General features: G+C 74.3%; 14 protein-coding genes. 6 read left to right on the top strand and 8 right to left on the bottom strand.

From position 1 onward, the window contains the following. Positions 1 to 148 precede the first annotated feature (148 nt). Positions 149 to 574 (top strand): hypothetical protein, encoded by a 426-nt coding sequence (locus tag GA0074694_RS07365; protein ID WP_091454441.1) that lies wholly within the window; start codon positions 149 to 151, stop codon positions 572 to 574. A gap of 41 nt (positions 575 to 615) precedes the next feature. Here the strand turns inward: GA0074694_RS07365 and GA0074694_RS07360 are convergent, their stop codons facing one another. The 5 genes from GA0074694_RS07360 to dnaK all read right to left on the bottom strand — a co-directional run bounded on the left by GA0074694_RS07360 (position 616) and on the right by dnaK (position 5,409). After that, a complete protein-coding gene (locus GA0074694_RS07360; protein WP_091454437.1) occupies positions 616 to 846 on the bottom strand; it encodes a hypothetical protein in 231 nt (76 codons plus the stop codon). 217 nt (positions 847 to 1,063) lie between these two features. Continuing rightward, positions 1,064 to 1,504 (bottom strand): heat shock protein transcriptional repressor HspR, encoded by a 441-nt coding sequence (locus tag GA0074694_RS07355; protein ID WP_091454432.1) that lies wholly within the window; start codon positions 1,502 to 1,504, stop codon positions 1,064 to 1,066. Between the two features lie 71 nt (positions 1,505 to 1,575). Beyond that, positions 1,576 to 2,748, bottom strand: a complete 1,173-nt coding sequence (dnaJ, locus tag GA0074694_RS07350; RefSeq protein WP_091454428.1) for a molecular chaperone DnaJ — start codon at positions 2,746 to 2,748, stop codon at positions 1,576 to 1,578. 85 nt (positions 2,749 to 2,833) lie between these two features. After that, complete coding sequence (gene grpE / locus GA0074694_RS07345) at positions 2,834 to 3,505, bottom strand: nucleotide exchange factor GrpE (RefSeq protein WP_091454424.1); 672 nt, start codon at positions 3,503 to 3,505, stop codon at positions 2,834 to 2,836. A 47-nt stretch (positions 3,506 to 3,552) separates the two neighbouring features. Then, positions 3,553 to 5,409 (bottom strand): molecular chaperone DnaK, encoded by a 1,857-nt coding sequence (dnaK, locus tag GA0074694_RS07340; RefSeq protein ID WP_091454422.1) that lies wholly within the window; start codon positions 5,407 to 5,409, stop codon positions 3,553 to 3,555. Between the two features lie 196 nt (positions 5,410 to 5,605). Here dnaK and GA0074694_RS07335 point away from each other — a divergent pair, with 196 nt between their 5' ends. Genes GA0074694_RS07335 through GA0074694_RS07325 form a run of 3 tightly spaced genes read left to right on the top strand, consistent with a single transcriptional unit; the run spans position 5,606 to position 10,351 of the window. Next, complete coding sequence (locus GA0074694_RS07335; RefSeq protein ID WP_091454356.1) at positions 5,606 to 7,408, top strand: GTPase domain-containing protein; 1,803 nt, start codon at positions 5,606 to 5,608, stop codon at positions 7,406 to 7,408. A gap of 17 nt (positions 7,409 to 7,425) precedes the next feature. Further along, a complete protein-coding gene (locus GA0074694_RS07330) occupies positions 7,426 to 9,093 on the top strand; it encodes a GTPase (RefSeq protein WP_091458794.1) in 1,668 nt (555 codons plus the stop codon). Between the two features lie 46 nt (positions 9,094 to 9,139). Next, positions 9,140 to 10,351, top strand: coding sequence for a hypothetical protein (locus GA0074694_RS07325; RefSeq protein ID WP_091454353.1), 1,212 nt, complete (start codon positions 9,140 to 9,142; stop codon positions 10,349 to 10,351). 18 nt (positions 10,352 to 10,369) lie between these two features. On the opposite strand, the gene GA0074694_RS07320 is transcribed toward GA0074694_RS07325, so the two are convergent. Further along, positions 10,370 to 11,287 carry an NAD(+)/NADH kinase gene (locus tag GA0074694_RS07320; RefSeq protein WP_091454351.1) on the bottom strand — a complete coding sequence of 306 codons (918 nt, stop codon included), beginning with the start codon at positions 11,285 to 11,287 and terminating at the stop codon, positions 10,370 to 10,372. Continuing rightward, entirely contained in the window at positions 11,284 to 12,345 is a 1,062-nt protein-coding gene (locus GA0074694_RS07315) for an SPFH domain-containing protein (RefSeq protein WP_091454349.1), read from the bottom strand. Before GA0074694_RS07315 ends, GA0074694_RS07320 begins: the two co-directional genes overlap by 4 nt. Before the next feature lie 73 nt (positions 12,346 to 12,418). Here GA0074694_RS07315 and GA0074694_RS07310 point away from each other — a divergent pair, with 73 nt between their 5' ends. Further along, positions 12,419 to 13,111: an NUDIX hydrolase gene (locus GA0074694_RS07310; RefSeq protein WP_245714579.1), complete on the top strand. Its 693-nt coding sequence runs from the start codon at positions 12,419 to 12,421 to the stop codon at positions 13,109 to 13,111. Positions 13,112 to 13,114: 3 nt separating this feature from the next. Here the strand turns inward: GA0074694_RS07310 and GA0074694_RS07305 are convergent, their stop codons facing one another. Then, on the bottom strand, positions 13,115 to 13,678 hold the full coding sequence (locus GA0074694_RS07305; protein WP_245714578.1) for a phosphatase PAP2 family protein: 564 nt from the start codon (positions 13,676 to 13,678) through the stop codon (positions 13,115 to 13,117). Here GA0074694_RS07305 and GA0074694_RS33560 point away from each other — a divergent pair. Further along, a complete protein-coding gene (locus GA0074694_RS33560; protein ID WP_141713990.1) occupies positions 13,671 to 14,306 on the top strand; it encodes a hypothetical protein in 636 nt (211 codons plus the stop codon). The two genes, GA0074694_RS07305 and GA0074694_RS33560, sit on opposite strands and share 8 nt — an antisense overlap. The last annotated feature ends 154 nt before the right edge of the window (positions 14,307 to 14,460 follow it).

Here is a 14,460-nt window from a genome sequence, read left to right as displayed (position 1 = left end):
GGAACCGGCCCGGCCGACGAACGCGATATCCGTCCCGCCGAGGTCTTCCGCCGCCGCGCGGGGCCACGCTACCGTTTCGCCCCAGCACACCAGGTCCCCGCGGACACCCGGTTCGCCCCCGCGGGCGCGAGCGGAAGGCTGCCGGTACGTGCCCGAGTCGACGTTTCCCGGCTTCGCCAACCCCGTCGACCCGTCCCCGGCGGAGCTAGGGGCGTGGGCGTACCAGCCGGACTCGGTTCCGCTGACCGCGATGCCCCCGGACTGGGACCTGCTCGTCGCCGGCGACCACCTGGTCCCGACCCTGTTCGAGCTGGCCATGGACCCGGCGTGCGCGGCCCGGCGGTTCGCCCTGCACTGCCTCTACATCTACGCCGCCGACGGCATCCGCACCCGGTTCCGCGCCCACTCGAAGCGTCGCCTGCGCAAGCTGGTCGAGCAGGCCGAGCTGACCGGGGACCAGCTGGTGCGCACCTGGGCCTACAACACCCGGGTGCTCATGGAGCGGCCCCACCTCTTCGACTACCACGACTGGTGTGAGGGCGGGCTGGTCCGGGAGAACCGCCGGATCGGCTGAGCGGGGCGGGCCGGAACCCCCCGTGGATTCCGGCCCGTGACTCAGGCACGTCCCCCGCGCTTTCGGCCCTTCCGCCGTGGTCCCGGCGGTGGTGCCGTCCGGTCCGGACCGGTCTCGTCACCCCCGTCGGCGTCCCGGCGTTCGACGGCCGGGCCGGGCCTCCCGGCGAACCGGCTTCCGGTGATCGCGTCGAACCGCTCCCGCACCATCCGGGCGACCCGGTCGAAGCGTTCCTCCGCCTGCCGGGCGACCTTCCTCGCCGGTTCCGCCATGACTCCCCCTCGCCGTCACCCGCCGGACCGGGCACGCTCGGCCGCGACGGTGGGCCCGGCTGGTGCGGACGGGACCTGGTTCCGAGGCTAGTCGGCGGGACCGGTCGGCGCGGCGGTTCCACGGAACGTGACCGCCGCCGTGGTTGCAGGGGACCCCTGCTCATCAGAAAGCGGTAACAGGGGACCCCTGCAACCACCACAGCGGCGGGGTTCGAGGTCAGTTGCCGGTGGAGCGGCGGGGCCGCCAGACCACCAGCGCGGTGGAGGTGCGGGTGGTGGGGACGATCTCCCGGCCAGGGAACCGGGCCATCGCCTCCAACTCGGCGATCCGCCGGTACGCGGCGTCCAGCTCCGCCTCCATCTCGGCGAGCCGGGCCTGAGCCTGCTCCAGGAGCTGCTCCAGACCGATGATCCGCTTGATGCCCGCCAGGTTCACCCCGTCGTCCTGGCTGAGCCGCTGCACCTCACGCAGCAGCACCACGTCCCGGACGCTGTAACGGCGACCGCCCCCGGCCGCCCGCCCCGCCTGCACCAGCCCGAGCCGGTCGTACTGCCGCAGCGTCTGCGGGTGCATCCCCGCCATCCGTGCCGCTACCGAGATCATCAGCACCTTGGCGTCGTAGGCAGGGTCACCCGAGCCGACGAACCCGTCCGCCATCCCGCTCACCTCCGCGTGTACTCCACCTGGCCAACCGAAGCGACGCACTGCTAACTGAAGCGACGCAACTGCTAACTGAAGCGACGCACCCGCGCGTCGAGATGTTCCCGAGCCGCCGGCGGGGTGTGCGCGGCCAACGTCTCCAATGCCGTACGGGCCTCGTCGGAGAGCCGGGCCGGGACCACCACGTCCAGGGTGACCAGCAGGTCACCGGCCTGCCCGTCGCGGCGGACCACGCCCTTGCCCCGGGCCCGCAGGACCCGGCCGCTCGGCGTGCCCGGCGGTACGCGTAGGGTCACCGCACCGTCCAGGGTGGGCACCCGGAGGTCGGTACCGAGCGCCGCCTCCGCGAAGGTGATCGGCACGCTCAGGGTCAGGTCGTCCCCGGTCCGTCCGAACAGGTCGTCCGGGCGCACCTTCACGTGTACGAAGAGGTCACCCGCCGGGCCGCCGCGCTCGCCCGGCTCACCCCGGCCGGCCAGCCGGATCCGCTGGCCGTCGGCCACTCCGGCAGGGAAGCGGACATTGAGGGTGCGGGTCTTGGTGACCCCGCCCGTGCCCCGGCACTCGGGGCACTTCTCCTCGACGATCGTGCCGACGCCCTGGCAGTTGCGGCACGGCTCGGCGAAGCTGAACGACCCCTGGTTGCGGGTCACCATCCCGGAGCCGTGGCACTGCGGGCAGGACACCGGCCGGGTGCCGGGCTTGGCCCCGTCCCCGTGGCAGGTGTCGCAGACCCCCGGGGCGCGCAGCGTCAGCGGGATGGTCACCCCACGGACCGCGTCGGAGAAGTCGAGCGCGACCTCCGCCTCGACGTCGCGCCCCCGCGCCGGGCCCCGCCGCGCCGGGCCGGCCCCGCCGCCGCCGGAGAACACCGAACCGAACAGGTCGGAGAAGTTGGCGCCGCCGAACCGGCGGTCACCGCCGCCCGCACCGCCGAACAGGTCGGAGACGTCGAACGGCGCGCCGCCGCCCGCGCCCCGGGCGCTGCGCCGGAACGCGCCCGAGCCGAACAGCGTGCGCATCTCGTCGTACTCCCGGCGGCGCTTGTCGTCGGAGAGCACGTTGTACGCCTCGGAGGCGGCCTTGAACCGCTCCTCCGCCCCGGGGTCGTCCGGGTTGTGGTCCGGGTGGGACTCCCGGGCCAGTTTCCGGTACGCCTTCTTGATGTCGTCCGAGGAGGCGGACTTGTCCACGCCGAGTACGGCGTAGAAGTCCTTCTCCAGCCAGTCCTTGGAACTCACCGGTCCACCCCCTTCCACCCGACGTGCACCGGGCCCCCCGCCCACCCGGTGTCGGTGGACGGGAGGACCCGGTCACGGTCTCGTACTACTCCGGATCGGCGACCGCGACCATCGCGGGCCGCAGCAGACGCTCGCCGAGCTGGTAGCCCCGGCGCATCACCTGGACGCAGGTCGGCTCGCTGACCTCGGCCGAGGTCTGGTGCGCGACCGCCTCGTGCCGGGTCGGGTCGAAGGGGTCGCCCTGCTCGCCGAAGACGGTGAGTCCGAACTTGCCCAGTGCCGTGGTGAGCTGCTCGGCCACCGTGCCGAACGGACCCACCAGGTCGCCGTGCTCGCGTGCCCGGTCGAGGTCGTCGAGGATCGGCAGCAGCGCGGTGAGCACCGCGCCGGTCGCCTGCTCGCCGACCAGGGCCCGGTCCCGCTCGACCCGCTTGCGGTAGTTGGCGTACTCGGCCGAGACCCGTTGCAGGTCCCGGGTGCGTTCCTCCAGCTCCGCCCGGAGCGCCTCCAGCTCGGCCCCGAGCGGGGCGGCCGGACCGCCGTCGGCCGGTCTGGCCGGGGCGTCCACCACCGGCGCGCCGTCCGCTGGGGACTCGGTGACGGTCGAGGAGACCTCGTCGACCATCACCTCGGTCTCCTCCACCAGACCCGCCGCGGACTCGGCACCGTCCCCGGTGGAGTCGGCCGGCGTCCCGGAGGCACCCGCCACCGAACCGGGGGTCTCCTCCGGGTCGACGGCTCGTGGCTTGTCCGTCATGCGGCTACCTCAATCCCTCTGCCGTGGGGTCGTGACGGGGCGGGACGTCACTTCTTCCCGTCCTCGTCGACGATCTCGGCGTCGACCACGTCGTCGGCACCGGCCTGGGCACCGCCCGGCGCGCCACCGGCGGCCCCGGCCGCGCCCGGCTGCTCGCCCTGCTCACCCTGCTGCTGGGCGTAGAGCAGCGAACCGGCCTGCTGGGAGACCTGCGCGAGCCGCTCGTGGGCCGACTTGATCTTCTCGAGGTCCTGGCCGCCGAGCGCGCCGCGCAGCTCGCCGAGCGCCTCGTTGATCTGGTCGCGGGACTCACCGGGCAGCTTGTCCCCGCTCTCGGCGAGGAACTTCTCGGTCTGCCACTGGAGCGCCTCGGCCAGGTTGCGGGTCTCGGCGTCCTCGCGACGGCGCTTGTCCTCCTCGGCGTGCTCCTCGGCGTCCCGGCGCATCCGCTCGATGTCATCCTTCGGCAGCGACGAGCCGCCGGTGATGGTCATCTTCTGCTCCTTGCCGGTGCCCAGGTCCTTGGCGTGCACGTTCACGATGCCGTTGGCGTCGATGTCGAAGGTGACCTCGACCTGCGGCACGCCGCGCGGCGCCGGCGGGAGCCCGGTCAGCTCGAAGGTGCCGAGCTTCTTGTTGTAGGCCGCGATCTCCCGCTCGCCCTGGAAGACCTGGATCAGCACGGACGGCTGGTTGTCGTCGGCGGTGGTGAACACCTCGGACCGCTTGGTCGGGATGGTGGTGTTCCGCTCGATCAGCTTGGTGAAGATGCCGCCCTTGGTCTCGATGCCCAGGCTCAGCGGGGTCACGTCGAGCAGCAGGACGTCCTTGACCTCGCCCTTGAGCACACCGGCCTGGAGGGCCGCGCCGACGGCGACGACCTCGTCCGGGTTGACGCCCTTGTTGGGCTCCCTGCCGGTGAGCTGCTTGACCAGGTCCGTCACGGCCGGCATCCGGGTGGAGCCGCCGACCAGGATCACGTGGTCGACGTCGGAGACCTTGATCCCCGCGTCCTTGACGGCCTGCTCGAACGGGCCCTTGCAGCGGTCCAGCAGGTCCTGCGTCATCCGCTGGAACTCGGCGCGGCTGAGCGTCACGTCCAGGTGCAGCGGGCCGGCCGCACCGGCGGTGATGTACGGCAGGTTGATGTTGGTGTTGGTGGCGGCGGACAGCTCGATCTTGGCCTTCTCGGCGGCCTCACGGAGCCGCTGGAGGGCCATCTTGTCCTGGGCGAGGTCGATGCCGTGCTCGCCCCGGAACGTCTTCACCAGGTGGTCGATGATCCGCTGGTCCCAGTCGTCGCCACCGAGCTGGTTGTCACCGCTGGTGGACTTGACCTCGACGACACCCTCGGCCAGCTCCAGCAGGGAGACGTCGAAGGTGCCACCGCCGAGGTCGAAGACCAGGACGGTCTGCTCCTTGGAGCCCTTGTCAAGCCCGTACGCCAGGGCGGCGGCGGTCGGCTCGTTCACGATCCGCAGCACGTTGAAGCCGGCGATCTCACCGGCCTCCTTGGTGGCCTGGCGCTGGCCGTCGTTGAAGTACGCCGGGACGGTGATCACCGCGTCGGTGATCTGCTCGCCCAGGTACGCCTCCGCGTCCCGCTTGAGCTTCATCAGCGTGCGAGCCGAGATCTCCTGCGGGGTGTACTTCTTGCCGTCGATGTCGACGGTCCAGTTGGTGCCGATCTCCCGCTTGACCGACCGGATGGTCCGGTCCGGGTTGGTCACCGCCTGACGCTTGGCGACCTCACCGACGAGCACCTCGCCGTTGCGGGCGAACGCGACGATCGACGGGGTCGTACGCGAGCCCTCAGCGTTGGCGATGACGGTGGGCTCACCGCCCTCGAGAACGCTGACGCAGGAGTTCGTCGTGCCGAGGTCGATACCGACCGCACGTGCCATCTTCGCTTCCTCGCTTCGTAACGTTGAGCAGGTGACGGGCACCGCCCGGAGAGCACCCACCGCAAGTTGAGTGGACTTGACTCAATAGTGCCATGCCCGTCGCGATCGTCAAGTCGAGGTTGAGTCGACCCGACGCAACCTCCACCACAGGGACCCGCTGTTGTCTTCCCTTGCCCCGGTCGGGCACGCTTTAGCGGTGACGACGCACGGGGATTCCGCCACCCACTCCGGCGCGCCCGCCGTCGCCGCCCGCACCGGACCAGCCACCGCCGCGGAGGACCCGCCCGGGACACCCGGGGGCGACCTGCCGGCCGCCCTCGCCGGCCTGCGCGCCGCGACCGAGGCTGCCCGGTTCCCGCTCGCCCTGCCCTCGGCCGAGCCGGCCCGGCGCAACGCGGCCGCCCTCACCGACCAGCTCGACGACTACCTCCTGCCCCGGCTCGCCCGACTCGACGCCCCGCTGCTGGTGGTGGTCGGCGGTTCCACCGGCGCGGGCAAGTCGACCCTGGTCAACAGCCTGGTCCAGGCCCGGGTGAGCGCCGTCGGGGTGCTCCGGCCCACCACCCGGTCCCCGGTGCTGGTCTGCAACCCGGCCGACTCGGTCTGGTTCCGCCAGGGTGAGCTGCTGCCCGGACTGACCCGGACCAGCGAGCCCAGCGAGGACCCACGCGCCCTGCAACTGGTCACCGCGCCCGCCCTCCCGCCCGGCCTGGCCTTCCTCGACGCACCGGACATCGACTCGGTGGTCGACGCCAACCGGGCGCTGGCCGGGCAGCTCCTCGCCGCCGCGGACCTCTGGCTCTTCGTCACCACCGCCGCCCGGTACGCCGACGCGGTCCCCTGGGAACTGCTGCACAACGCCCGCGCCCGGGGCGCGGCCATCGCCCTCGTCCTGAACCGGGTGCCGCCGGAGGCCGTCGAGGAGGTCTCCGCCCACCTCGCGGAGATGCTCGCCAGCCACGATCTCGGCGCGGCCCCGCTCTTCGTCCTTCCGGAGACGCAGGTCGACGGGCAGGGATTGCTGCCGGAACGGGTGAGCGCGCCGTTGGGCGAGTGGTTCGCCCGACTCGCCGCCGACGCCGAGGCCCGCGCCGCCGTGGTCCGGCAGACCCTCGACGGCGCGCTCGCCGCACTCGGCCCGATCACCGGGGCGCTCGCCGAGGCCGCCGACGAGCAGGCCACCGCCGCCGACGCGCTCGACGACCGGGTCCGCGCCGCGTACCGCGGTGCGCGGCGCACCGTCGAGCAGGGCCTCTCCGACGGCCGGCTGCTCCGGGGCGAGGTGCTCGCCCGCTGGCAGGAGTTCGTCGGCACCGGCGAGTTCTTCCGCACCCTGGAGGCGCGGATCGGCCGGCTCCGCGACCGGCTCGTGGCGACGGTCACCGGGCGACCGGCCCCCGCCAGCGAGCTGCGGGACGCCATCGAGAGCCAACTGGTCACCCTGCTGCGCGGGGTGGCGGCCGAGGCGGCCGAGAACGCGTACACCGGGTGGCGGGCCCACCCCGCCGGGGCGGCGCTGCTCGACCCGGAGCTGGCGCACGCCTCCGCCGACCTGCCCGAACGCGCCGAGCGGCTGATCCGTGACTGGCAGCGGGGCGTGCTGGAACTGGTCCGCACCGAGGGCGGGGACAAGCGGTTCGTGGCCCGGACGGCGGCGTACGCGGTGAACGCCACCGGCCTCGCCGTGATGATCGCGGTGTTCGCCTCGACCGCCTTCGTGCCGACCGGACTGGAGGTGGCCACCGGGGCGGGTACCACGGTCGCCGCACAGGCCGTCCTCCAGGCGATCTTCGGCGACCAGGCGGTCCGCACTCTCGCCCGGCAGGCCCGGGGCGACCTGCTGGACCGGGTCGACGCGCTGCTCGACGAGGAGGCCGGGCGGTTCCTCACCCGTACCGCGAACGCGAGGCCGGAGGCGGACACCGCCGCCGGCCTGCGGGCCGCCGCCGCGCGGGTGGCCGAGGCCCGGGAGCACAGCGACCTGGACGTGACCCGGTGACCGGGATCGTCGGCCGGATGCGGGAGGCGCTCCGGGGCGGGCAGCGGGTCGACCCGGACGACCTGATCACCCGCCTCGACGCGGTCCGCCGGTTCCTCACCGCCGTCGACGGCCATCTCCCCGACGAGCGGCTCGTCCCCGCGCACACCCTGGTCGAGCGGGCCGGCACCCGGCTCGCCCTCTCCCGCGACCACACCGTGGTCGCCCTGGCCGGAGCGACCGGCAGCGGCAAGTCCAGCCTGTTCAACGCGCTCGCCCGGCTGGACCTCTCCCCGGTCGGGGTACGCCGCCCGACCACCGGCGTGGCGCACGCCTGCGTGTGGGGACCGCTGGACGGCGCGAACCGGCTGCTCGACTGGATCGGCGTGCTGCCCCGGCACCGGTTCATCCGGGAGAGCGCCCTCGACGGCGACGACGAGTCCGCCCTGCACGGCCTCGTCCTGCTCGACCTGCCCGACTTCGACTCGGTGCAGCATGCCCACCGGCTGGAGGTGGACCGCCTGCTCGGCCTGGTCGACCTGGTCATCTGGGTGGTCGACCCGCAGAAGTACGCCGACCGGCTGGTGCACACCGGCTACCTGCGCGAGTTCCACCGGCACCGGGACGTCACGCTGGTCGTGCTCAACCAGGCCGACCGGCTGCCCCCGGCCGAGCTGCCCCGGGTCCTCGACGACCTGCGCCGCCTGCTCGACGCCGACGGCCTGCCCGGGGTGCCCCTGCTCGCCACCACCGCCGTGGACCGATCCAGCACCACCGAACTACGGGCCGCCCTGGAGGAGACGGTCGCCGAGCGGCAGGCGTCCCTGCGTCGGCTGGCCGGCGACATCGACACGGTCGTGGAGCGCCTCGCCGACCTGGTCGAACCGGAACCGGTTGGCACCGGGCCGGACGCCGCGGGCACCCGTGCCCTGACCGGCGCACTGGCCGCGGCGGCCGGGGTGCCGGCGGTGACCACGGCGGTCGAGGCGGCGTACCGGCACCGGGCGGCGGGCGCCACCGGCTGGCCGGTGGTGCGGGGCTGGCGTCGGCTACGGCCGGACCCGCTGCGCCGGCTGCACCTGCCCGGCGGCGGCGAGCAGACCGACGGGGCCGTGGAGAAGCCGCTCGCCGCGACCTCCGTACCCGATCCCACCGCCGCCCAGCGCTCGGCGCTGGGGCTGGCCGTCCGGACGGTGGCCGACCGGGCCGGCGGCGACCTGCCGGCACCCTGGCCGGCGGCGGTCACCGGCGCGGCGCGGTCCCGCCTCGGCGACGTGCCGGACGCGCTGGACCGGGCGGTCGCCGGCACCGACCTCGGTGTGCCGGAGCGGCCCGTGTGGTGGCGGCTGGTCGGCGCGGTCCAGTGGCTGGTCACCCTCACCGCCCTCGCCGGGCTGGCCTGGCTGGTGCTCGGGTACGCGTTGAACGCCCTCGGCCTGCCCGACCCGGACGAGCCGATGGTCGGTGCGGTGCCGCTGCCGACGCTGCTGCTGCTCGGCGGGCTGCTCGCCGGGCTGCTGGTCGCGGCGGTGACCCGGCCGGTCGTCCGCTGGGCGGCCCGGCGGGCCCGGCTCCGCGCGGAGCGCCGGCTCGCCGCCGCGGTGGCGGCGGTCGGCGAGGAGCACGTGCTGACCCCGGTCCGCGCGGTGCTCACCTCGTACGTCGAGGCCCGGAACGCGCTGCGGGTGGCGGCCGGAAAGAAGTGATCCCGGCCTTCCTCCCGCCGGGGTTCCGGCGGCGTAGGGTCGATCCATGGCCACGACTCACACCCCCTACGACGCGGTACTGCACGCAGCCCGCGACGTGAGCCGGCTCGACTGCGCCCTCGACGCCGAGATGCTCGGCACGGCGCTGCTGGGCAGCGTATACGCGGTCGCGGAGTCCGACCGCAGCACGGCCGTACGGCAGTTCGTCAGCGGTTTCCTCGCCGCCACGTCCCGTCGGCGGACCGCCTCGGCCACCACCATCCGGCAGGTGTTCGCCCGACTCGTGCCGGACGCCGAGGGCGCCGACCGGGTCAAGCCCGGCGCGCAGGCCCCGACCTGGTCCGACCAGCTCGGCCGGGTGCACCTCACCGGCTGCTGGGCCTACGGCGACGTGTACGGCGACCAGACCTCCTACCTCGCCACCTTCGCGTACGACGAGGCGGCCGGCGGACCGGAGCACGCCATGGTCGCCCTGGTCGACCACAACATCGGCATCACCAAGGACATCTTCGTCGGCGGACCGGCCGAACGGATCCTGGAACAGGTCCGGCAGATGTGCGCCACCGACGAGCTGACCTGGTTCCGGACGGAGGACCCGGCCCGGCTGCACAGCGAGGTGTCCCGCCACCTGGCGATCACCGACGACCTCGGCGACCTGCCCGGCGAGGGGTCGCTCGCCACCGACCGGACGATCGCCGGGGCCCGGCTGGCCCTGCTGCCCCGCCCCGTCCGGGCCCCGGTCGACCCGGAGCCGCTCACCCCGGCGGAGCGCACCGAGCTGGTACGCCAGTTCCTCGCCTCGCCGGAGGCCGCCCGGTTCGAACTGGACGCCATGGACGGTCCGGAGCTGGCGTCCCTGCACTTCTGCCTGAGCCTGCTCCTGGACCACGCGGCGAGCTTCCCGGACGCCGACCCGCTGCGGTGGAGCCCGACGGTGGCCGAGCTGTTCCTGCTCGACTGGGTGCACCGGCGGGCCGTACTGGACATGGACGACGCCGCCCTGCTCCCGCGGGTGCTGCGCGGCTGGGCCGGGTACGCCGCCCGGCGACGTGGCCTGCCCGAACCGGCGGCCAGCCAGACGGACACCGCGATCGAGGAGATGGTGCCGGAGTTCGCCCGCCTCTACAGCACCGGCGAGCGGCGCAGTCCCGCCACGGCGGCGGTGGCCCAGCTCATGGCCGACGGCGTCGACCCGGACGACCCGGAGGCCCTGCACGCCTGGATCGAGGCCAACCGCCACCACCTCACCGACGACTGAGCCGCGCGGCGTCCACCACTAGTGCGCCCCGGTGACCAGTGTCAGGTGACGGGGGGCGACGGAGAGGGTGATCCGCTGCCCCCAGGCGAGGGCGAGCCGGTCGGCCTCCAGGCCGTCGGCGAAGGCGACCAGCCCCTCGGACTCGGCGGTCAGTTCCAGGGTGCCGGCGGCGCCCAGCCGTCCGGCGGTGAGGCCCGCCCCGGTGGCCGGGGACGGCCATGCCTCCCGGACGAACCAGCAGAGCGCCGGCTCGTCCGGAGCGGGCAGCCGGGGCGGCTCCGCGCGGTCCCGGGCGATCGACGCACACCAACCGGTCGCGCCGGTGCCGCTGCCCACCACGAGCCCGGAGGAGGACTGCCGCTCCCGGCGGGTCCGCCCGTCGGCGGTCTCCGCGAGCAGGTAACGGGCGGACTGGTGGGAGACGTGCCCGACGTAAACCTCGTTGAGACCGATCAGCTCCTGACCGTCGTCGAGCACGGCGCGCACCATGGTCCGTGTCTCGGTGCCGGCCCGCCCGGCGGCGACGGCCCGCAGCAGGCCGGCCACCTCGGCGGGCGTGGAGCGGACCAGCACTCCGGCGTTGCGGCCCGGATCCGGGTCGACGCCGATCACCGGCTGCCGGTCGAGGTACTTGGCGACGTTGGCGACCAGCCCGTCCGGGCCGACCCCGACCACGACGTCCTCCGGGGCGAAGAGGAAGCGGGGCAGGTCCTCCCGGGTGACCGTACCGCGTCGCCAGTCGACGGGGACGGCCGCGGCGACCGTGGTCAGCGCCGCCTGGAGCAGTTCGTGCCGGTGGACCACCTCGGCCAGGTCGCCGCCACGGGCCTTCAGGTACCAGGCCGCCGCCGCGCGGGTGCCGTGCCGGGCGAGCAGCTCGTCCAACTCGCTGCGCCGGCTCACCACCACGACGCGGGGCGCGAGGGTGGCGCTCACCGGTCACCGCCGAGCTTGGCCAGCAGGTCGGTGAGCAGGTCCGGGGTGACGGTGAGCTGGCTGATCTGCGGGAGCTGCCCGGCCAGGTCACGGAGCGCGAGGGCGTGCAGCACCTCGACCGGGAGCTGGGCGTACGCGGCCAGCTTCGCCGTCTCCGCCTCGGCCTCGGCCTGACCGAGCACGCGCACCCCGTCGGCCTTCGCGGCAGAGAGGGTGCGCTCCTTCTCGGCCTCGGCGGCGGAGAGCACCCGGGCGCGTTCGGCGGCGGCCGCGTTGGCGACCGTCTCACGTTCCGCCTTGCCCTGGGCGGCGGCGAGTTCGGCGGCGGCGTCCAGTTCCGCGCGGCGGCGGGTGTTCGCTCCGTGCTGCTCCACGAGCTGCTGCTCCCGGCGGGCCAGCTCGATCTTGTTCTGGAGTTCGTTCTCCGCGATCGACCGCTCCTGTTCGACGGCCTGCGCCCGGCGGGCGTACGTGGCCCGGTCGGCGTCCACCTGCACCGCCTCGCGGGTGGGGGTCTGGAGTGCCCGTTCCAGTTCGGGTTCGGGGCGGATGGCGACCACCCGGGCGCTGACCACGGCGACCCCGATGTCGGCGAGTCGGGGTTCGGTGCCGAGGGCGGCCGAGACCGCCTCCCGGACTCCGGCGATGGTGGTGAGCGCCTCGGCCAGCGGAACCCGGGCGAGCAGGTCGAGGGCGGGTTGCTGGGCCAGCTCGGCGAGGAGCGTGGCGACCTGGTCGAGCGGTCGCGCCCGGGCAGCGCCGGTGCGCGGGTCGATCGAGAAGTCCAGCCGGGTCGCGGCGAGCGCCGGGTCGGCCACCCGGTAGGTCACGGTGGCCTGCACGGTGACGTCCGCGAAGTCGCTGGTACGGGCGTGGAAGAGCAGGGGCAGCTCCCGGTCGTCGACCGGCACCTCACTGAGGACCGCGTGCAGCGGCCGGTACCAGAAGGACAGCCCGGTGCCCTCCCGACGGACCCGACCGCCGGTGGAGTGCCGCACCCAGCTCGTCGGGGTGCCGCGCAGATGGCGCAGGAAGAGCCGCCGCGAGACGTCAGCCATGATCGTCCTCCCCTTTTTCGTCTTCACGACGATAAAACGCCTGCTAGGTTATCGTCAAGGTGGTGATAAAGACGTGGCCGACTACCCGCCGTTCGCGGTGACCGCCGACCTGGTGGTGCTGACCGTCCGCGCCGACGAGTTGCACGTCCTGCTGGTCCGGCGGGGCGTGCCACCGTACGAGGGTCGCTGGGCACTGCCCGGCGGATTCGTCGGCATCGACGAGGACCTGGTCGACGCGGCCGTCCGCGAGCTGACCGAGGAGACCGGGCTACCCCAACCCGCCGGGCACCTGGAGCAGCTGGGCACGTACGGCCGGCCGAGCCGGGATCCGCGCGGCCGGGTGGTCACCGTGGCCTGGCTCGCCCTCCTGCCCGACCTACCGACCCCGGTCGCCGGGTCGGACGCGGCCGCCGCCGACTGGGTGCCGGTCAACCGGCTCGACCGGGCACGGCTCGCCTTCGACCACGGGCGGATCCTGGCCGACGGGCTGGAACGCGCCCGGGCCAAGCTGGAGTACACCGCGCTGGCGACCGCGTTCTGCCCGCCCGAGTTCACCGTCGCCCAGCTGCGCGCGGTCTACGAGACGGTCTGGGACACCGCCCTCGACCCGCGCAACTTCCACCGCAAGGTCACCGGCACCCCGGGGTTCGTCGAGCCGGCGGGACGGAGCACCGAGGGCGGGCGGGGCCGCCCGGCCCGACTCTTCCGGCGCGGTCCCGCCACCCTGTTGCACCCGCCGATGCTCCGTCCGTCGGCCCGGACCTAGGGATCAGGGCTCGTGCAGGGGCGTGAAGACGGTGACCGCGACAAGGGCACCGAGGCCGGCACCGGTCACCACCTGGCCGACGGTGTGGTTACCCAGGCGCACCCGCGACCAGCCCACCAGGACGAGCAGGGGCGAGCCGACCAGCAGCCGCGGACCGAAGGTCGACGCCAGGACGACCAGCGCGCCCGCGGCCACCGCCGAGTGGATCGACATCTTCCACCAGTGGCTCACCGACGACGCCACCACCAGCCCGATCACTCCGGCGGCGACCAGGGCGAGCACCGGTCGGGGCGCACCGAGAGCGGCGAGCAGGGCGAGTCCGCCGGCCGCTGACGCGAGCCCGACCAGCAGCGGGATCCGGCGCTGCTCACGGATCCTGACGTGATGGTCGGTCAGCCGGCCCCGGCGCACCCCGCCGAGGATGTAGGCGATCGGGATGCCGCTGGCGAAGACGGTGGCGAGCAACCCCCAGCCCAGCCCGCCCAGCCCTGTGGGGGCGCTGCGCCAGCCGACCGTGACGAGCAGGACGGTGACCAGCACCGCCGGGGCGGTGGCCTCGGTGACCACGCGCGCCAGCCGCCCGCCCGCGCCGGGGCGCGCCGTACCGTCCGGGGTCGCGGCCCGGTCCTCCGGGGTCCTCAGGGCCGGTCCTCACGTCCGGTGGCGACGTCGACCCCACTCGATGTACGCCTCGCTGGTCGGCCACCCCGCCCGGAGCGTGGACGGCGACGGCGAGTTCGGGGACGGCGACGGGCCGCAGTTCGGATCGGGTGACTCGGCACAGGTGTCGCTGGGGGTTGGCGTGGGCTTCGGAGTGGGCGTGGGTTCCGGCACCGGGGAGGCGGTCGGGGACGGTGTCGTCGGCGCGGGGCGGGGCGTCCGGGAGGGTGTGGGCTCCGGCGGCGACGGCCGGTCCGGAGGTGCGCCCGTCGGCCGGTACGAGGTCGGCGACGTGCCCCCGACCGGCGCGGCGGAGGGGGCACGACCGCCCGGCGAGCGGGTCGGGACGGGCATCACGGTCGGGGCCACCGGCCGGGGCGGCCCGACCACCACCGGCCCCCGGGAGGGTGTCGGGATGAACGGCGTGTCGGCGTTCGGCACCGCGGTGCCTCCCACGGTGGCCGATCCGGCGCTGATCGCGGCGAGGATCGGCATGGAGGCGGTGCCGGCGAGCAGGGCGACGGTGAACAGGTAGCCGCGCGGCGGGCCGGACGAACCCGGGACCCGGTGCGTACCGATGACCCGGCGGTAGCCGGCCGATCCGGCGGCACGGTGCCGGCCGAGCAGCGGAGGACCGGGAGCGTCGCTCTCGGACACCGTGGCCCCTCCTCCCGGTCGGGTCGCAGGAC

The organism is Micromonospora inyonensis, from assembly GCF_900091415.1.
Classification (GTDB): domain Bacteria; phylum Actinomycetota; class Actinomycetes; order Mycobacteriales; family Micromonosporaceae; genus Micromonospora; species Micromonospora inyonensis.
The sequence above is the reverse complement of the archived record's forward strand: the minus strand, read 5'-3'. Positions and strand labels throughout refer to the sequence as shown.